17 protein-coding genes are annotated in these 16,880 nt (G+C 67.8%); 7 read left to right on the top strand and 10 right to left on the bottom strand.

Annotated features, from left to right (window positions below; all coding sequences use genetic code 11):
* Positions 1–211 precede the first annotated feature (211 nt).
* The gene (locus AC3B6A_RS03655) at positions 212–691 is read left to right on the top strand and encodes an Lrp/AsnC family transcriptional regulator (protein WP_488400952.1); all 480 of its coding nucleotides are present in this window, start codon (positions 212–214) and stop codon (positions 689–691) included.
* Positions 692–735: 44 nt separating this feature from the next.
* Here AC3B6A_RS03655 and AC3B6A_RS03650 read toward each other — a convergent pair whose 3' ends face one another.
* The 4 genes from AC3B6A_RS03650 to miaB all read right to left on the bottom strand — a co-directional run bounded on the left by AC3B6A_RS03650 (position 736) and on the right by miaB (position 4,501).
* Positions 736–1,575 carry a CorC family transporter gene (locus AC3B6A_RS03650; RefSeq protein ID WP_488400951.1) on the bottom strand — a complete coding sequence of 280 codons (840 nt, stop codon included), beginning with the start codon at positions 1,573–1,575 and terminating at the stop codon, positions 736–738.
* Between the two features lie 21 nt (positions 1,576–1,596).
* The gene (ybeY, locus tag AC3B6A_RS03645) at positions 1,597–2,058 is read right to left on the bottom strand and encodes an rRNA maturation RNase YbeY (protein ID WP_488400950.1); all 462 of its coding nucleotides are present in this window, start codon (positions 2,056–2,058) and stop codon (positions 1,597–1,599) included.
* Positions 2,051–3,055, bottom strand: coding sequence for a PhoH family protein (locus tag AC3B6A_RS03640; RefSeq protein ID WP_488400949.1), 1,005 nt, complete (start codon positions 3,053–3,055; stop codon positions 2,051–2,053). The genes ybeY and AC3B6A_RS03640 overlap by 8 nt, the downstream gene beginning before the upstream one ends.
* 108 nt (positions 3,056–3,163) lie before the next feature.
* Entirely contained in the window at positions 3,164–4,501 is a 1,338-nt protein-coding gene (gene miaB, locus AC3B6A_RS03635; RefSeq protein WP_488400948.1) for a tRNA (N6-isopentenyl adenosine(37)-C2)-methylthiotransferase MiaB, read from the bottom strand.
* 123 nt (positions 4,502–4,624) lie between these two features.
* Here miaB and AC3B6A_RS03630 point away from each other — a divergent pair, with 123 nt between their 5' ends.
* Complete coding sequence (locus tag AC3B6A_RS03630; RefSeq protein WP_488400947.1) at positions 4,625–4,957, top strand: DUF1820 family protein; 333 nt, start codon at positions 4,625–4,627, stop codon at positions 4,955–4,957.
* Positions 4,958–5,077: 120 nt separating this feature from the next.
* Here the strand turns inward: AC3B6A_RS03630 and AC3B6A_RS03625 are convergent, their stop codons facing one another.
* From AC3B6A_RS03625 to AC3B6A_RS03610, 4 genes are all read right to left on the bottom strand, one after another.
* Complete coding sequence (locus AC3B6A_RS03625) at positions 5,078–5,620, bottom strand: tetratricopeptide repeat protein (RefSeq protein ID WP_488400946.1); 543 nt, start codon at positions 5,618–5,620, stop codon at positions 5,078–5,080.
* Positions 5,621–5,839: 219 nt separating this feature from the next.
* A complete protein-coding gene (gene hemL, locus AC3B6A_RS03620; protein WP_488400945.1) occupies positions 5,840–7,126 on the bottom strand; it encodes a glutamate-1-semialdehyde 2,1-aminomutase in 1,287 nt (428 codons plus the stop codon).
* Between the two features lie 41 nt (positions 7,127–7,167).
* Positions 7,168–7,797, bottom strand: a complete 630-nt coding sequence (gene thiE / locus AC3B6A_RS03615; protein ID WP_488400944.1) for a thiamine phosphate synthase — start codon at positions 7,795–7,797, stop codon at positions 7,168–7,170.
* Between the two features lie 29 nt (positions 7,798–7,826).
* Positions 7,827–8,624, bottom strand: a complete 798-nt coding sequence (locus AC3B6A_RS03610; protein ID WP_488400943.1) for a hydroxymethylpyrimidine/phosphomethylpyrimidine kinase — start codon at positions 8,622–8,624, stop codon at positions 7,827–7,829.
* Between the two features lie 198 nt (positions 8,625–8,822).
* On the opposite strand from AC3B6A_RS03610, the gene AC3B6A_RS03605 reads away from it, so the two are divergent.
* The 3 genes from AC3B6A_RS03605 to AC3B6A_RS03595 all read left to right on the top strand — a co-directional run bounded on the left by AC3B6A_RS03605 (position 8,823) and on the right by AC3B6A_RS03595 (position 13,638).
* Positions 8,823–11,216, top strand: coding sequence for a hybrid sensor histidine kinase/response regulator (locus AC3B6A_RS03605; RefSeq protein ID WP_488400942.1), 2,394 nt, complete (start codon positions 8,823–8,825; stop codon positions 11,214–11,216).
* 122 nt (positions 11,217–11,338) lie between these two features.
* Complete coding sequence (locus tag AC3B6A_RS03600; RefSeq protein ID WP_488400941.1) at positions 11,339–11,992, top strand: TetR/AcrR family transcriptional regulator; 654 nt, start codon at positions 11,339–11,341, stop codon at positions 11,990–11,992.
* Entirely contained in the window at positions 11,989–13,638 is a 1,650-nt protein-coding gene (locus AC3B6A_RS03595) for an acyl-CoA dehydrogenase family protein (protein WP_488400940.1), read from the top strand. The genes AC3B6A_RS03600 and AC3B6A_RS03595 overlap by 4 nt, the downstream gene beginning before the upstream one ends.
* A gap of 72 nt (positions 13,639–13,710) precedes the next feature.
* On the opposite strand, the gene AC3B6A_RS03590 is transcribed toward AC3B6A_RS03595, so the two are convergent.
* Positions 13,711–14,010 (bottom strand): HigA family addiction module antitoxin, encoded by a 300-nt coding sequence (locus AC3B6A_RS03590; protein ID WP_488400939.1) that lies wholly within the window; start codon positions 14,008–14,010, stop codon positions 13,711–13,713.
* 11 nt (positions 14,011–14,021) lie between these two features.
* Complete coding sequence (locus AC3B6A_RS03585; RefSeq protein ID WP_488400938.1) at positions 14,022–14,300, bottom strand: type II toxin-antitoxin system RelE/ParE family toxin; 279 nt, start codon at positions 14,298–14,300, stop codon at positions 14,022–14,024.
* Between the two features lie 217 nt (positions 14,301–14,517).
* Between AC3B6A_RS03585 and amn the strand changes: the two genes are divergently transcribed.
* Positions 14,518–16,002 carry an AMP nucleosidase gene (gene amn / locus AC3B6A_RS03580; RefSeq protein WP_488400937.1) on the top strand — a complete coding sequence of 495 codons (1,485 nt, stop codon included), beginning with the start codon at positions 14,518–14,520 and terminating at the stop codon, positions 16,000–16,002.
* 57 nt (positions 16,003–16,059) lie between these two features.
* Positions 16,060–16,836 (top strand): deoxyribose-phosphate aldolase, encoded by a 777-nt coding sequence (deoC, locus tag AC3B6A_RS03575; RefSeq protein WP_488400936.1) that lies wholly within the window; start codon positions 16,060–16,062, stop codon positions 16,834–16,836.
* Positions 16,837–16,880: the final 44 nt, after the last annotated feature.

Raw genomic sequence — 16,880 nt, 5'->3', positions numbered from 1 at the left:
GGCCGGCGCGATCCTGTGGAATCGGCGGGCCGCGAAGCGCCTGATTGGGCGGATCGCTGGGGACGTGGTGTCCGGGCCGTGAATCTGGAAGAAATAGTACGGCGACAGAGCAGGAAAATGATTGCTAAGATTGCTCATACAGGCATCACCTGAGCAACAATTAACTAGAAATTACGCCACAAGCGCAATTCAATCGAAAAACGAGGCATCCATGGACAAGCTGGACCGCTACGACCTGCGCATTCTCGCCGAACTGCAACGCGACGCGCGCATCTCCAACCAGGAGCTGGCCGAACGCATCGGCCTGTCGCCCTCCCCCTGCTCGCGGCGGGTCAAGCAGCTCGAGGACGACGGCTACATCGTCCGCCAGGTCGCCCTGCTCGACAGCAGGAAGCTCGGCCTGAGCCTCACCGCCTTCGTCCTGATCGGCATGGACCGCCACACCCCGGAGCGCTTCGAGAACTTCCAGCAGGTCATCGGCAAATGCCCGGAAGTGCTGGAATGCAGCCTGGTGACCGGAATGGACGCCGACTACCAGCTCAAGGTGATGGTGCCGGACATGGAGCGCTACCAGCACTTCCTGCTCGGCACCCTGACCCGCATCGAGGGCGTCACCAGCGTGCGGTCGAGCTTCGTGCTGCGCAATGTGCTGGACAGCACCGAGCTGCCGCTGGATCACCTGCGGGTCTGATCGCGCGTCCGCAGGACCGGGGGGCGCCCCGGTCCTGCGGGGGCTCAGTCCTGCAGCGGAGTGAGGCGCAACAGGTGCAGGCGCCGGCTGTCCGCGTTGAGCACGCGGAAGCGGAAGCCGGCCAGTTCGGTGGTCTCGTTGCGCTTGGGCAGGTGGCCGAAGGCGCTCATGATCACGCCGCCGACGGTGTCGAATTCCTCGTCCGAGAATTCGGAGCCGAAGAAGTCGTTGAAAGCCTCCACCGGGGTCAGCGCCTTGACGATGAAGTCGCCGCTGGGCAGCGGCTTGATGTAGCTGTCTTCCTCGACGTCGTGCTCGTCCTCGATGTCGCCGACGATCTGCTCCAGCACGTCCTCGATGGTCACCAGGCCCGCCACGCCGCCGTACTCGTCGATGACGATGGCCATGTGGTTGCGGTTGGCGCGGAACTCGCGCAGCAGCACGTTCAGGCGCTTGGACTCGGGCACGAAGGTGGCCGGGCGCAGCAGGTCCTTGATGTCGAACGTGTGGTTCTGGTCATGCAGGATCAGCGGCAGCAGGTCCTTGGCCAGCAGGACGCCCATGATGTCGTCCAGGCTCTCGCCGATCACCGGGTAGCGCGAGTGCGCGGCCTCGATGATGGCGGGGAGGAACTCGGCGGGCTTCTGCGTCGACTTGATGGTGATCATCTGCGAACGCGGGATCATGATGTCGCGGACCTGGAGGTCCGCCACCTGGATTGCGCCTTCGACGATGGACAACGCCTCGCTGTCGAGCAGCTTGTTGTCGTGGGCTTCGCGCAGCAGCTCAAGCAGCTCCTGGCGGTTTCTCGGCTCATGGGCAAAAGCCTGGGTGATCTTATCCAACCAGGACCTGTGCCCATTGCTCGATCGGTCTTCGCTCATCTTTCCCTTGCTCAGTGGCTTTTATTCTTCATCGGCCGCGTACGGGTCCGGGTGACCCAGTTCGGCCAGCAAGTCCCGTTCCAGGCCTTCCATTTCCTCGGCTTCGGCGTCGTCGATGTGATCGTAGCCGAGCAGGTGCAGGCAGCCGTGGATGACCAGGTGGGCCCAGTGGGCCTCGAGGGACTTGCCCTGTTCGGCGGCCTCGCGCTGCACCACCGGGGCGCAGATCACCAGGTCGCCGAGCAGCGGGATGTCCAGCAGTTCGTCGGGAACGTCGGCGGGGAAGGACAGCACGTTGGTGGCGTAGTCCTTGTGCCGCCAGGTGCGGTTCAGCTCGCGGCCTTCGTCTTCATCCACCAGGCGGATGGTCAGCTCCGAGTCGTTCTGGCGCTGGCGCAGGGCCAGTTCGCACCAGCGGCGGAAGTCGGCTTCGCTCGGCAGGCCGGGCGCTTCGCAGGCGAGTTGCAGGTCCAGTTCAAGCATGTTTGCCGCCCTGGCCATCGACGCTGCTGTTCAGACGGTTCTCGTAGGCGTCGTAGGCGTCGACGATGCGCTGCACCAGCGGGTGGCGCACCACGTCCTTGGACTTGAAGTGGGTGAAGCTGATGCCCGGGACGTCGCGCAGCACTTCCATCACGTGCTTGAGGCCGGAGCGGGTGCCGCGCGGCAGGTCGACCTGGGTGACGTCGCCGGTGATCACCGCGGTGGAGCCGAAGCCGATGCGGGTGAGGAACATCTTCATCTGTTCCATCGTGGTGTTCTGGCTTTCGTCGAGGATGATGAAGCTGTTGTTCAGCGTGCGGCCGCGCATGTAGGCCAGCGGCGCGACTTCGATCACCTGGCGCTCGATCAGCTTGGCCACGGTCTCGAAGCCGAGCATCTCGTACAGCGCGTCGTACAGCGGGCGCAGGTAGGGGTCGATCTTCTGCGACAGGTCGCCGGGAAGAAAGCCGAGCTTCTCGCCGGCCTCGACCGCCGGGCGCACCAGCAGGATGCGGCGGATCTGCTCGCGCTCCAGGGCGTCCACGGCGCAGGCCACGGCGAGGTAGGTCTTGCCGGTGCCGGCCGGACCGATGCCGAAGTTGATGTCGTGGTCGAGGATGGCCTTCACGTAGCGCTGCTGGTTGGCGCCGCGCGGACGGATGTGCGCCTTGCGGGTCTTGAGCGTCACCAGGGGCGCTTCGGGGGCGTTGACCAGGTCTTCCAGGCCGGACTCCTGCAGGAACAGGTGGACCATGTCGGGGGTCAGCTCGGTGCCGCTCTGGGCCTCGCGGTAGAGGCGTTGCAGGAGGCGCTCGGCCGCCTGCGTGCGCTCCGGCTCGCCGACCAGTTCGAACTGGTTGCCGCGGTTGCGAATCTCGATGTCGAGGCGCTTCTCGATCTGGTGGAGATGTTCGTCGAACTGCCCGCACAGGTTGGCGAAGCTGCGGGCATCGAAGGGTTCGAGCATGAAACGATGGATATCCAGGGGGGCGTTCAAGGTGCTGTCTAAGTCGCCGTGCTGCGAAGGGGGGAATGGTCGAAGGATAACCCCAGGCGTCCGACTGCGAAAGTTCGGTCGCCCATGGGGGCATTCAACGGTCGGGGTTCAGTGGCGCGCTTCCACCAGCGTTGCGCGCAGGGAGTTGGGCAGCGCCTCGTAGATTTCCACGTCGACGAACTGGCCGATCAGGCGCGGATTGTCGCAGCGGAAGTTGACCACGCGGTTGTTCTCGGTGCGGCCCTGGAGCTGGCCGGGGTCGCGCTTGGCGTAGTCGGTGACGAGGATGCGCTGGACAGTGCCGACCATCCGTCGACTGATCTCGAAGCCCTGCTGGTTGAGGCGGCTGTTGAGGGTCAGCAAGCGCTGCTTCTTCACGTCGTCCGGGGTGTCGTCCACCAGGTCGGCGGCCGGGGTGCCCGGGCGCGAGCTGTAGATGAAGGAGAAGGAGAAGTCGAAACCGACCTCCTCCACCAGTTTCAGGGTCTGCTCGAAGTCCTGCTCGGTCTCGCCGGGGAAGCCAACGATGAAGTCCGAGCTGATGCAGATGTCCGGCACCGCCGCCTTCAGCTTGCGGATGCGCGACTTGTATTCCAGCGCGGTGTGGTTGCGCTTCATCGCGGCCAGGATGCGGTCGGAACCGGCCTGCACCGGCAGGTGGACGAACTTCACCAGCTGCGGCACTTCGGCGTGGGCGGCGATCAGCGAATCGGAGAATTCCAGCGGGTGCGAGGTGGTGTAGCGGATGCGCTCGATGCCATCGACCTCGGCGACCACGCGGATCAGCTCGGCGAAGTCGGCGATGCGGCCATCGAAGGTCTGGCCACGGTAGCCGTTGACGTTCTGCCCCAGCAGGGTGACTTCCTTCACGCCGTTCTCGGCCAGGTGGATCACCTCGGCGAGCACGTCGTCGAACGGCCGGCTGACTTCCTCGCCGCGGGTGTAGGGCACCACGCAGAAGGTGCAGTACTTGCTGCAGCCTTCCATCACCGAGACGAAGGCGGTGGGGCCGTCGACCCGCGGCTCGGGCAGGCGGTCGAACTTCTCGATCTCCGGGAAGGACACGTCCACCTGCGGTTTGCGGGTGGCGCGGGCGGCGTCGATCATCTCCGGCAGGCGGTGCAGGGTCTGCGGGCCGAAGACCACGTCGACGTAAGGCGCGCGCTCGCGGATCGCCGCGCCTTCCTGGCTGGCCACGCAGCCGCCGACGCCGATCACCAGGTCCGGGTTCTGCTGCTTGAGCACCCGCCAGGCGCCCAGTTCGGAGAACACCTTCTCCTGCGCCTTCTCGCGGATCGAGCAGGTATTGAGCAGGATCACGTCGGCTTCTTCGGCCTTTTCGGTGATTTCCAGGGCCTGGTGCTCACCCAGCAGGTCGGCCATGCGCGAGCTGTCGTACTCGTTCATCTGGCAGCCGTGGGTCTGGATGAAAAGCTTCTTGGCCATGGAGTCGTTCTTGAGCTGGTTAAAAAATGACCGCGCATTATATGCCCCGGCGCCCTCGTCTGCTACCGGCAAGCGCCTGTGCTATGCTGCGTGCCCTTTTTGCAAAGCCGTCGTCCTTCGTTCATGAGCAAGCGCGAGAACCCGATCTACAAGGTGGTCTTCCTCAACCAGGGCCAGGTGTACGAGATGTACGCCAAGCAGATCTACCAGAGCGATCTGTGGGGCTTCCTGGAGATCGAGGAGTTCGTCTTCGGCGAGCGCACCCAGGTGGTGGTGGACCCCAGCGAGGAGAAGCTCAAGGCGCAGTTCGACGGCGTCATCCGCAGCTTCGTGCCGCTGCATTCGATCATCCGCATTGATGAAGTGGAGCGCCTGGGCACCGCGAAGATCAGCGAGGCCAAGGGCGGCGGCAACGTGATGCCCTTCCCCCTGCCGATGCCGGACAAGAACAACTGACGCCACGCAGTTCTTCGTGGGAGCGAGCTTGCTCGCGAACCTCCCGGCACTGATGTCAGGCATTCGGTCCTGTTCGCGAGCAAGCTCGCGCCTACAGCGTATAGGGGAGCCTGGTGCGCTTCAGGGCAGCGGCGAGAACGGCGAGTTGCCGGCGGTCTGCAGTTCGATCAGGTAGTTGCGGAAGATCTGCCCGAGCACCTTGGTAGCGATGTCCAGTTCGTCCTTGTTCATCTGCTCGGCGACCAGGTCGGCGCTGTCCATGGCGTCTTCGGCGCCGTTCACCGCGGCCATCTTCAGCACGATGTAGGCCTGCACGTTGTTGGCCTTCACCCCTTCGCCACGGAAGAACATGGTGCCCAGGCGCAGCTGCGCGTTGGCGTGGCCCTGCAGCGAGGCTTTCTCGTACCAGTGCAGCGCGGCCTGGAAATCGCGCGGGGCGTGTTCGCCGGTGTAGAAGAATTCGCCCAGTTCGTACTGCGCCTGCGCATCGCCGCCGTTGGCCGCCTGCTGGCAGCTGGCCAGGGCCTGTTGCAACTGCTCGGGGACGGTATTGAGGACGCAGCGGCCGGTCGCCGGAATCAGCAGCGAGTTACCGCCCGCCTGGGTCAACAGGGGGAAGGCGAGCAACAGGCAACCGAGCAGGGTACGACCGGAACGGTACATGGGGAGAAACGGCCTCCAGAATCGGGGCGGGCAAGAGCCCGGCCAGCGAAGTGCGCCGGCCTTCACATTATGAAATAAGCCGACGCCTCCTTACAAAGTCTTTACCTGCTTTTCTGATTTTTCCGGCGGAACGGCGAGGACGGCGGGAGGCGGTGTAACGCGGGGGTAACGGCGGGAGGTGGAGCGCAAGGCGCCCTTTCGGGCGCCCTCGCAGGGGTGTTACTTGAGCGCGGCGAAAGCGCGCTCGGCGGCGTCCAGGGTCAGCTGCAGCTCGGTTTCGCCGTGGGCGATGGAGGTGAAGCCGGCCTCGAAGGCGCTCGGCGCCAGGTACACGCCGCCGTCCAGCATCAGGTGGAAGAAGCGCTTGAAGCGCTCCACGTCGCTGCCCATCACGTCCTCGAAGGTGACGATGTCGTCGGCGCCGGTGAAGTACAGGCCGAACATGGCGGCGCCCGCCTGGGTGGTCACGAAGGGCACGCCGGCGGCGTCGGCGCGGTCCTGCAGGCCTTGCAGCATGCGGGTGGTGTAGGCACCCAGCTCGTCGTGGAAGCCCGGGCGGCTGATCAGGCGCAGGGTGGTCAGGCCGGCGGCCATGGCCAGCGGGTTGCCCGACAGGGTGCCAGCCTGGTAGACCGGGCCGAGAGGGGAAATCTGCTCCATGATCTCGCGCTTGCCGCCGAAGGCGCCCACCGGCATGCCGCCGCCAATGATCTTGCCGAAGGTCGACAGGTCCGGGGTGATGCCGTAGTGCGCCTGGGCGCCGCCCAGGGCGACGCGGAAGCCGGTCATCACTTCGTCGAAGATCAGCACCACGCCGTGCTGGTCGCACAGGCGGCGCAGGCCTTCGAGGAAGCCCGGGGCCGGCGGCACGCAGTTCATGTTGCCGGCGACCGGTTCGACGATGATGCACGCCACTTCCTTGCCGACTTCGCCGAGGGTCTTCTCCACCGCGTCGATGTCGTTGAACGGCAGGGTCAGGGTGTGCTTGGCGAAGGCCGCTGGCACGCCCGGGGAGTTCGGCACGCCGAAGGTCAGCGCGCCGGAGCCGGCCTTCACCAGCAGGCTGTCGGAGTGGCCGTGGTAGCAGCCTTCGAACTTGATGATGCTGTCGCGGCCGGTGTAGCCACGGGCCAGGCGGATGGCGCTCATGGTGGCTTCGGTGCCGGAGCTGACCATGCGCACCATGTCCATCGACGGCACCAGCGAGCAGACCAGGTCGGCCATTTCCACTTCCAGCGCGGTCGGCGCGCCGTAGGACAGGCCGTGTTCGAGCTGCCCGCGCACCGCGTCGAGCACGTCCGGGTGGCTGTGGCCGAGGATCATCGGGCCCCAGGAGCCGACGTAGTCGACGTAGCGCTTGTCATCCTCGTCCACCACGTAGGCGCCTGCCGCGTGCTTGAAGAACAGCGGCGTGCCGCCGACGCTCTTGAATGCGCGCACCGGCGAGTTGACGCCACCGGGGATGTGTTTCTGGGCATTGGCGAATAGCGTTTCGGAACGGGACATGGTGTACCTCGCGAAGCTGTCGGGTGCCGGGCGCGGGGCGCTCAGCGGGTTTCGAAGAGTTGGCTGAAGGCGCGGGCGCGCCGTTCGACCTCGGCCGGGGAGTCAGCGGCGAACAGCGCGTGGATCACGGCGATCAGGTCGGCGCCGCGGGCGATCAGCCCGGGCGCGTTGTCCAGGGTCACGCCGCCGATGGCCACCAGCGGCACGTTGAAGCGCGCGCGGGCCTGTTCCAGCAGTTCGACGCTGGCGGCCGGGGCGCCCGGCTTGGTCTGGGAATTGAAGAAGCGGCCGAAGGCGATGTAGCTGGCGCCTTCGCCGATGGCCTGTTCGGCCAGTTCGAGGCTGGCGTGGCAGGTGCCGCCGACCACGGCCCGGGGGCCGAGCAGCGCGCGGGCGGCGGCCAGCGAGCCGTCGGTCTGCCCGAGGTGCACGCCGACGCCCAGGCGCGCGGCCAGTTCGGCGTCGTCGTTGATGACCAGCACGGCGCCGTGGCGCTCGCACAGTTCGCCCAGGGCCTCGGCCTCACGCAGGCGGCGCCCGGCGTCGGCGGACTTGTCGCGGTACTGCAGCAGCCGCGCGCCGCCCTTCAGGGCCGCTTCGACGTAGGGCAGCAGGCGGCCGCCGTCGAGCAACTGGCTGTCGGTGATGGCGTAGAGTCCGCGCAGGTTCATCAGGGCCTCGATCTTCGCAACAGGGCGTCTCAGGAACAGAAGTCCAGCGGCAGCCGGCGCGGCACGTACTGGCCGTGGCCGGGGGCTTCCGCGTCGCGCAGGGTGCGCCAGGTGTAGTCCAGGGCGCTGCGCACCGCACTCACCAGTTCCTCGCCCAGGGCCAGGCGGCCGGCCAGGGTGCTGGCCAGGGTGCAGCCCGAGCCGTGGTAGCTGCCCGGCAGGCGCTGGCAGGTGAAGGTGTGGCGCTGGCCGTCGCGGGTGTACAGGCGGTTGTGCACTTCGGACTCGTCGCCGTGGCCGCCGGTGATCAGCAGCGTCTGTATATAAGGCAGCAGTTTTTCCGCGCACTCGTCCGCCGTGCCCTCGGGCAGTTCGGCGAGGATGCGCGCCTCGGGCAGGTTCGGCGTGGCGACGGCGGCGATCGGCAGCAGGCGCTCGCGCATGGCGTAGCCGACGTCGTCCTTGCCCAGCGAACCACCGCCGCCGGCGCGCAGCACCGGGTCGCAGACCAGCGGCACGCCCGGCAGGGACTGCATGATCTCGACCACGGTGTCGACCATCTGCACCGAGCCGAGCATGCCCAGCTTGACCGCGGCCACCGGCAGGTCGGCGATCACCGCGTTGGCCTGCGCCAGCACCCACTCGCGGTCGAGCACGCGGAAGTCGGAGACGTTGACGGTATCCTGAACGGTCAGCGCGGTGACGGTCGGCGCCGCGTGGCAGCCTTGGGCGATCAGGGCTTCGATATCGGCCTGCAGGCCGGCACCGCCACTGGGATCGTGGCCGGACAGGCAGAGCACTACGGGACGGGAGGCAGGTGTTTTCATGGCGCGGGAGCTTATCACCAAAACGCCGCCGTGACCCGACTGCGCGGACCGCCCGGTCGAACCTGATCCACCCGGTCCGGTGCCACGCCCCGCAAGGCCTGTGCTAGAGTTCGCCGATTCCAACACGACGCCTCCTTGGCGCGCCAACGCGGGAGATGGGGCTCCCCGGCGCGGCCGAGCGGGGTACTGCGGGGCACCATGCGGCACTGGCTGATCTTCCTGATCGTTCTCCTTCTCTCGCCAGTGGCGAGCGCCATCAGCTTCGACGAGCATGTCGGGCAATTGCCCCTGGGCCGGGCCATGGATGTCTTCGAGGACGTGCGCGGCACCGCCGATATCGCCGAGATCAGCTCGCCGGCGCTGGCCGCCAGCTTCCGCCGGCACGAGCATGACGTGCTCAACGCCGGCTACTCGCGTTCGGTGTTCTGGCTGCGGCTGGACCTGGACTACCAGCCCCAGGCCTCCGGCGACCCCGCCAACTGGCTGCTGGAACTGGCCTACCCGCCGCTGGACCGGCTCGACCTCTACCTGCCCGACGGCCAGGGCGGCTTCAGGCTCGCCCAGCACACCGGCGACACCCTGCCGTTCGCCAGCCGGCCGATCCGCCAGAACAACTACCTGTTCGACCTCAAGCTGGAACCCGGCAAGCCGCTGCGGGCGTACCTGCGCCTGGAAAGCCAGGGCTCGATCCAGGCGCCGCTGACGCTCTGGTCGCCCAAGGCCTATCTGGAGGAGCAGCCGGGCCGCATCTACGTGCTGGGCATCATCTACGGCGTGCTGCTGGTGATGCTGATCTACAACCTGTTCATCTACCTCAGCGTCCGCGACACCAGCTACCTCTATTACATCCTCTATATCGCCTCGTTCGGCCTCTACCAGATTTCGGTCAACGGCGCCGGCATCGAATACTTCTGGCCCGACAGCCCGTGGTGGGCCAACGCCGCCACGCCCTTCCTGATCGGCTCGGCCGCCCTGTTCGGCTGCCAGTTCGCCCGCAGCTTCCTGCATACCCGCGAACACAGCCTGTGGATCGACCGCCTGCTGCGGGTGCTGATGGCCGTGGGGGCGCTGGTGATGACCCTGGCGCTGACCGTCAGCTACGCCATCGCCCTGCGCCTGGCCACCTACCTGGCGCTGGCCTTCACCGTGGTGATCTTCGCCGCCGCCATCCTCGCCTGGCTGCGCGGCATGCGCGTGGCGCGCTACTTCATCTTCGCCTGGAGCGCCTTCCTGCTCGGCGGCGTGGTCAACACGCTGATGGTGCTGGGCCTGCTGCCCAACGTCTTCCTCACCATGTACGCCAGCCAGATCGGCTCGGCGCTGGAGGTCGGCCTGTTGTCCCTGGCGCTGGCCGACCGCATCAACGCGATGAAGGAGGAGCGCGCCCGCATCCTCCAGGAAAGCAGCCGCAAGCTGGAGCAGCTCAACCTCGAACTGGCCAGCAGCAACCGGCTGAAGGACGAGTTCCTCGCCACCGTCACCCACGAGCTGCGCACGCCGATGAGCGGGGTGATCGGCTCGCTGGAACTGATGCAGACGGTGCCGATGGACATCGAGCTGGCCCAGTACCACAAGACCGCCACCGGCTCGGCGCGGGACATGATGCGCATGGTCAACGACATCCTAGCGCTGATCGAACTGCAGGCCGGCAAGCTCTACCCGCGCCGCGAACCGTTCAGCCTCCGCGGCCTGTGCGACGGCCTGCGCGCGCAGTACGCGCCGCGCGCCGAGGAGCGCGGGCTGCGCTTCGCCCTGCAACTGGACGAGAGCCTGCCCGACACCCTCGAAGGCGACACCGGCAAGCTGGCCCAGGCGCTGGGCTACCTGATCGACAACGCCATCAAGTTCACCCACCACGGCGGGGTCAGCCTGCGCGTCGGCGGCGTGCCCAATACCGACGGACTGGCGCTGCGCATCGAGGTGCAGGACAGCGGCATCGGCTTCGCCACGCCGTCGGACGGCGCGCTCTACCAGCGCTTCTATCAGCTCGATGGCTCGCTGACCCGCGAGTACGGCGGCCTCGGCATCGGCCTGGCGCTGTGCCGCAAGCTGGTCGCGCTGCTGGGTGGCGAGCTGTCCCACGAATCCCTGCCCGGGCAGGGCAGCTGCTTCAGCCTGAGCCTGCAGGTCGGCCAGCCGGTGCAGGGCCTCGCCCCGCCGCCGCGCCGCGCGGGCGGCCAGGCGCTGCGCAGCCCGGACCAGTGCACCGTGCTGGTGGTGGAAGACAACGCCATCAACCAGCTGGTGATCCGCGGCATGCTGCTCAAGCTCGGCTACCGCGTGCGCACCGCCGACAACGGCGCCGAAGCCATCGAACTGCTGCGCCGCGAGACCGTCGACGCGGTGCTGCTCGACTGCCAGATGCCGGTGATGGACGGTTTCGCCACCTGCCGCGCGCTCCGCGCCCTGCCGCGCGGCGGCGACCTGCCGGTGCTGGCGATCACCGCCCACAGCCACAGCGGCGACCGCGAGCGCTGCCTGGCCGCCGGGATGAGCGACTACCTGGCCAAGCCGGTGAAGTTCGAGGAACTGCAGACGCTGCTGCATGACTGGCTGCTGTGCCAGCCGGCGCTGCCGAGCCAGGTGGTGTAGCGCGGCCCGGCGCCCCGCCGAGCCCTGACCAAATCGCCCCCATCGCTGGCGAATATCCCTCTTTTGGCCAAACTCTGAACCATGATTCACTGCCTCCAATGCAGTGAACCGGGATTCAGAGCATGGCCTATCGAGTCACCGAGGCGCGCCTGCGCCGAGACATCGAAGAGCGCGAACGCATTCTCGCCCTGGCCCTGGCGTGCGTCGCCGGCGGCGGATTCGCCGCGCTGACCATGCAGGCGCTGGCCGACGCCGCCGGCATCGCCACCGGCAGCCTGTACCGGCACTTTCGCGGCAAGGCCGAACTGGCCGCCGAAGTCTTCTCCCGCGCCAGCCAGCGCGAGGTCGACGCCCTCGCCCAGGCGCTGGCCGCGCCCGAATGCGCCGCCGAACGCCTGAGCCGCGGCTTGCGCCAGTTCGCCGCGCGCGCCTGGGGCAGCCGCCAACTGGCCTTCGCGCTGATCGCCGAGCCGGTCGATCCCGGGGTCGACGAACAACGCCTGGTCTACCGCGAAGCCTACGCGGCGCTGTTCGCGCAGCTGCTCGAACAGGGCATCGCCCATGGCGAATTCCCGGCCCAGCCGGTGCACCTGGTCGCCGCCTGCCTGGTCGGCGCCATCGCCGAAGCCCTGGTCGGCCCCCTGTCGCCACCGGCCCGCGCGGCGCGGGACGCCGGCCAGCCTGCCGCATCGCTGGAAGACGTCAGCGATGCCCTCGTCCATTTCTGCCTGCGCGCCGTCGGCGCGCCGTTGCCTGCCCTGGAGGATCAGCCATGAACCTGCACCAGTACGCCGAAACCCATGAAGTGACCAACCAGGTGCCGCCGCTGGACGGCATCAACCTCTACCGCATCGACCTGCCGCTGCAGGAGTGGGTGCGCCGCTACGAGGGCGGCTGGGCCGAGCAGAAGCTCGATGCCTACGGCGCGCTGGCCGGCGGTCCGCTGATGGCGGCGGGCTTCCTGGCCAACGAGAACAAGCCGGTGTTCAAGACCCATGATCGCTACGGCCACCGTGTCGACCTGGTGGAATTCCACCCGGCCTACCACGAGCTGATGCGCGCCTCCATCGAGGCCGGCATCCCGTCCATGCCCTGGACCGACCCGCGCGCCGGCGCCCACGTCGCCCGCGCCGGCCTGAGCTACCTGCACAGCCAGGCCGAGGCCGGCACCGGTTGCCCGCTGACCATGACCTTCGCCAGCGTGCCGGCCCTGCGCCTGCAGCCGGACATCGCCGAAAAGTGGCTGCCGAAGATCCTCTCCACCCAGTACGACCCGCGCAACCTGCCGATGGAGCAGAAGACCGGCCTGACCATCGGCATGGCCATGACCGAGAAGCAGGGCGGCACCGACGTGCGCAGCAACACCACCCGCGCCTACCCGGTGGGCATTCCCGGCCCGGGCCAGGCGTACGAACTGGTCGGGCACAAGTGGTTCTGCTCGGCGCCCATGTGCGACGCCTTCCTCACCCTGGCCTACACCGACAAGGGCCTGACCTGCTTCCTGCTGCCGCGCCACCGCCCGGACGGCAGCCGCAACGAATTCTACGTGCAGCGCCTGAAGAACAAGCTGGGCAACTGGTCCAACGCCTCCAGCGAGGTGGAATACCGCGGCGCGCTGGCCTGGATGGTCGGCGAGGAAGGCCGTGGCGTGCCGACCATCATCGAGATGGTCGCGCTGACCCGCTTCGACTGCATGGTCGGCTCAAGCTCGCTGATGCGCCAGGCGCTGACCCAGGCCGCGCACCACTGCGCCTACCGCCAGGTCGGCGGCCGCGTGCTGGCCGAGCAGCCGCTGATGCAGAACGTGCTGGCCGACCTGGCGCTGGAAAGCGAGGCCGCGCTGGCCCTGACCATGCGCATGGGCCGCGCGCTGGATCATCTGCACGACGAGCAGGAGGACAAGTTCGCCCGCCTGGTCACCGCCGTCGGCAAGTACTGGATCTGCAAGCGCGCCCCCGGAATGATCAACGAGGCCGCCGAATGCCTGGGCGGCGCCGGCTACGTCGAGGACACCATCCTCCCGCGCCTGTACCGCGAGGCGCCGGTCAACTCGACCTGGGAAGGTTCGGGCAACGTGCAGTGCCTGGACGTGCTGCGCGCGCTGTCGAAGGAGCCGGGCGTGCTCGACGCGCTGTTCGCCGAACTCGGCGACGGCCACGGCGACGCGCGGCTGGCCGCCTTCATCGGCAACCTCAAGGCGTCCTTCGCCGACACCGACGACATCCAGTACCGCGCCCGCCAGCTCACCGAAAACGTGGCGCTGGCCCTGCAGGCCAAGCTGCTGCTGGAAGCCGGCAACCCGCTGGTCTCCGACGCCTTCATCGCCAGCCGCCTGGCCGACGGCGGCCGCGTCTACGGCACCCTGCCGCGCGGGGTGGATGTGCAGGCGCTGGTGGCGCGGGCTACGCCGCATCTTGGGTAACACGCCCAGCCTTCCACGATGGCAGGATGAATCGGGGCGGTCGACGCCGTCCCGATTCGCAAGTGGACGGAGTCACGCCGCACGAGGCTTGACCTCTTCAATGATCCGTTGCCCCGACTCCAGCTCGGCAACGCGCAGATCGTAGGCGCTCTGCAGGTTGATCCACGACTGCGCATCGCCGCCAAAGAAACGCGCCAGGCGCAGGGCAGTGTCTGCCGTGATGCTGCGCCGCCCGTTGACGATTTCATGGACGCGGGTCGCCGGAACACGCAATGCCGTAGCCAGGGCGTTCGCCGACATGTCCAGCGGTTGCAGATATTCCTCGCGGAGAATCTCGCCCGGATGGATCGGGCGCATGCGGTTCTGTGTCATGACTGTTTGCCTCAGTGGTAATCCACGATCTCGACGTCCTGCACGTAGCCATCTACCCAGCGGAAGCACACCCGCCACTGAGCATTGATGCGGATGCTGTGCTGGCCCTCGCGATCTCCCTGCAGCGCTTCGAGGCGATTGCCCGGCGGTGAGCGCAGGAAGTCCAGCGTGGCGGCCGCGTCCAGCAGTTGAAGCTTGCGCTCGGCCTGACGCTGAATGGCCCTGAAATGCTTCGGGCTCGCTCCTTCGAACAGCGCTTGGGTGTGCTTGCAGGCAAATGACTTGATCATGGCCAGGATATCATGCGCGACGTATTACGCAGCGCGTAATACGCAAAAGATCTGACCGGAGGTTCGGAGCGTCCGATCCACCCAGGTTGGTTTCCGCACTCGCGTGCCCGGATTCTGTCATAGGCTCATTCACCTCTCCGTTCATCCTGCCAGCACCGAATCCGTCATCCCTTTCCGTAACGGATGCAGGCAAGATGGAACAGACCGCTAAGACAGGATGCCCACCATGACGCTTTCGACCGGCGATGAGTTCCTCGTCGCCCAGACCGCCGAAGAGGCCGTCGATCAACTGGCCGCGCTGCACGAGCGGGCCACCGGCGCCCTGAACCAGGCGCTCAAGCGCTACCTGAAGGAGCGCACGGTGCCCGATGCCGTGCAGCGCAGCCTGTTCCGCTACCCGGAGCTGCGGGTGACCTACCTGTGCCAGGGCGAAGTGCCCTCCACCACCCGCGCCTACGCCAAGGTCCAGGTGCCGGGCACCTACGCGGTGACCATCACCCAGCCCAAGGCCTTCCGCAAATACCTGCTGGAGCAGCTGCGCCCGCTGATGGAAGACTTCACCGTGCGGGTGGAGGTCGGCGTCAGCGACCAGAACATCCCCTACCCCTACGTGGTCGAGCACGGCGATGAACTGGGCGGCTCCGGAGTGACCGCCGCCGAGCTGGCGCGGGTGTTCCCCAGCACCGACCTGTCCGCCACCGCCGACGGCATCGCCGACGGCCTCTACGACTGGGAAGGCGCCGACCCGATGCCGCTGGCGCTGTTCCACGCCGCGCGCATCGACTTCTCCCTGCGCCGCCTGGTGCACTACACCGGCAGCGACTGGCGCCACGTGCAGCCGTGGATCCTGCTGACCAACTACCACCGCTACGTCGACCAGTTCATCCACCTGGGCCTGCAGCGCCTGCGCGACGACCCGCGCTTCGTGCGCATGGTGCTGCCGGGCAACGTGATCATCGAGCGCGGCATGGACGAGGGCGAAGCCAACGCCATCGTCGCCGGCGTCGAGTGGCACCGCTTCCAGATGCCGGCCTACCACCTGATCGCCGAGGACGGCGACGGCGTGACCCTGGTGAACATCGGCGTCGGCCCGTCCAACGCGAAGAACATCACCGACCACCTCGCCGTGCTGCGCCCGCACTGCTGGCTGATGGTCGGCCACTGCGGCGGCCTGCGCCAGTCGCAGACCATCGGCGACTACGTGCTGGCCCACGCCTACATGCGCCGCGACGGCATCCTCGACCGCGTGTTGCCGCCGCACATCCCGATCCCGGCCCTGGCCGAGGTCCAGGTGGCGCTGCAGGAGGCCGCCGCGCTGGTCACCGGCGAACGCGGCGAACAACTCAAGCGCCGCCTGCGCACCGGCACCGTGCTCACCTACGACGACCGCAACTGGGAGCTGCACTGGGCCCAGGAGCGCCCGCTGATCAACCTGGCGCGGGCGGTTGCGGTGGACATGGAGAGCGGCACCATCGCCGCCCAGGGCTACCGCCTGCGGGTGCCCTACGGCACGCTGCTGTGCGTGTCGGACAAGCCGCTGCACAGCGAAATCAAGCTGCCCGGCGCGGCCTCGGCGTTCTACCAGCGCGCGGTGAGCCAGCACCTGTCGATCGGCATCGCCGCCGTCGACCTGCTGCGCACCCAGCTCAACTCGCTGCACTCGCGCAAGCTGCGCAGCTTCGATGAACCGCCGTTCCGCTGATCCGAAATCGCGGCGGGGACTCCGCGCCCCGCCGACCGCCGCAGGAGGTGGCTGCCGATGATCGATCCCCGCAAGACCCCGGCGGGCCGCGTGCTCGCCCTGCTGGACCTGACCTCGCTGAACGAGGCCGACGACCTGCAAAGCACTGTCGGCCTCTGCCGCCGGGCGCTGACGCCCTACGGCGAAGTGGCGGCGGTGTGCGTCTGGCCGCGGCTGGCGCATGTCGCCCGGCGCACCCTGAACACCCTGGGCGGGCGCACGGTGAAAGTCGCCAGCGTGTGCAACTTCCCCGCCGGCAGTGCGCCGCAGGCCGAGGTGGTGGAGGAGGTTCGCAAGACCCTCGCCGAGGGCGCCGACGAGATTGACCTGGTCTATCCCTGGCGCCGGCTCAAGGCGGGCGCGCCGACCGGCGCGGTGGAACTGATCCGCGCCTGCAAGGCGCTGTGCGGCCCCTACCACCGGCTCAAGGTCATCCTCGAAACCGGCGAGCTGGGCGACCCCGCCCTGATCCGCAGCGCCTGCCGCGAAGCCATCGCCGGCGGCGCCGACTTCCTCAAGACCAGCACCGGCAAGGCGGCGCTCAATGCCACCCCGGAAGCCGTGGCGGTGATGCTCGAGTGCATCGCCGAAGCGGACGCCGACGTGGGCCTGAAGGTCTCCGGCGGGCTGCGCACGCTGGCCGACGCGCAGGGTTACCTGAGGCAGGCCGAGCAACGTTTCGGCGCCGGCTGGATCACGCCGGAGCACCTGCGTTTCGGCGCCTCGTCGCTGCTCGACGAGCTGCTGCGCGAGCTGGGCGTCGACGCGCAACCCATCGCCACGCGGGACTATTGAGCGCCCTGCGTTGACCGCGTCCGGGACGGGCCTAGAATGCCCGC

Source organism: Pseudomonas sp. B12(2026), from assembly GCF_057767015.1.
The sequence above is the reverse complement of the archived record's forward strand: the minus strand, read 5'-3'. Positions and strand labels throughout refer to the sequence as shown.

Excerpts from the sequence above, each read along its gene's own strand:
- thiE (WP_488400944.1), bottom strand. The coding sequence starts at position 7,797 with ATGAACCTGCGCGGACTCTACGCCATCACCGACAGCCAGTTGCTCGAC.
- AC3B6A_RS03630 (WP_488400947.1), top strand. The coding sequence starts at position 4,625 with ATGAGCAAGCGCGAGAACCCGATCTACAAGGTGGTCTTCCTCAACCAG.
- AC3B6A_RS03605 (WP_488400942.1), top strand. The coding sequence starts at position 8,823 with ATGCGGCACTGGCTGATCTTCCTGATCGTTCTCCTTCTCTCGCCAGTG.
- deoC (WP_488400936.1), top strand. The coding sequence starts at position 16,060 with ATGATCGATCCCCGCAAGACCCCGGCGGGCCGCGTGCTCGCCCTGCTG.
- ybeY (WP_488400950.1), bottom strand. The coding sequence starts at position 2,058 with ATGCTTGAACTGGACCTGCAACTCGCCTGCGAAGCGCCCGGCCTGCCG.
- AC3B6A_RS03600 (WP_488400941.1), top strand. The coding sequence starts at position 11,339 with ATGGCCTATCGAGTCACCGAGGCGCGCCTGCGCCGAGACATCGAAGAG.
- AC3B6A_RS03585 (WP_488400938.1), bottom strand. The coding sequence starts at position 14,300 with ATGATCAAGTCATTTGCCTGCAAGCACACCCAAGCGCTGTTCGAAGGA.
- amn (WP_488400937.1), top strand. The coding sequence starts at position 14,518 with ATGCCCACCATGACGCTTTCGACCGGCGATGAGTTCCTCGTCGCCCAG.
- AC3B6A_RS03595 (WP_488400940.1), top strand. The coding sequence starts at position 11,989 with ATGAACCTGCACCAGTACGCCGAAACCCATGAAGTGACCAACCAGGTG.
- AC3B6A_RS03625 (WP_488400946.1), bottom strand. The coding sequence starts at position 5,620 with ATGTACCGTTCCGGTCGTACCCTGCTCGGTTGCCTGTTGCTCGCCTTC.
- AC3B6A_RS03590 (WP_488400939.1), bottom strand. The coding sequence starts at position 14,010 with ATGACACAGAACCGCATGCGCCCGATCCATCCGGGCGAGATTCTCCGC.
- AC3B6A_RS03650 (WP_488400951.1), bottom strand. The coding sequence starts at position 1,575 with ATGAGCGAAGACCGATCGAGCAATGGGCACAGGTCCTGGTTGGATAAG.
- hemL (WP_488400945.1), bottom strand. The coding sequence starts at position 7,126 with ATGTCCCGTTCCGAAACGCTATTCGCCAATGCCCAGAAACACATCCCC.
- miaB (WP_488400948.1), bottom strand. The coding sequence starts at position 4,501 with ATGGCCAAGAAGCTTTTCATCCAGACCCACGGCTGCCAGATGAACGAG.
- AC3B6A_RS03655 (WP_488400952.1), top strand. The coding sequence starts at position 212 with ATGGACAAGCTGGACCGCTACGACCTGCGCATTCTCGCCGAACTGCAA.
- AC3B6A_RS03610 (WP_488400943.1), bottom strand. The coding sequence starts at position 8,624 with ATGAAAACACCTGCCTCCCGTCCCGTAGTGCTCTGCCTGTCCGGCCAC.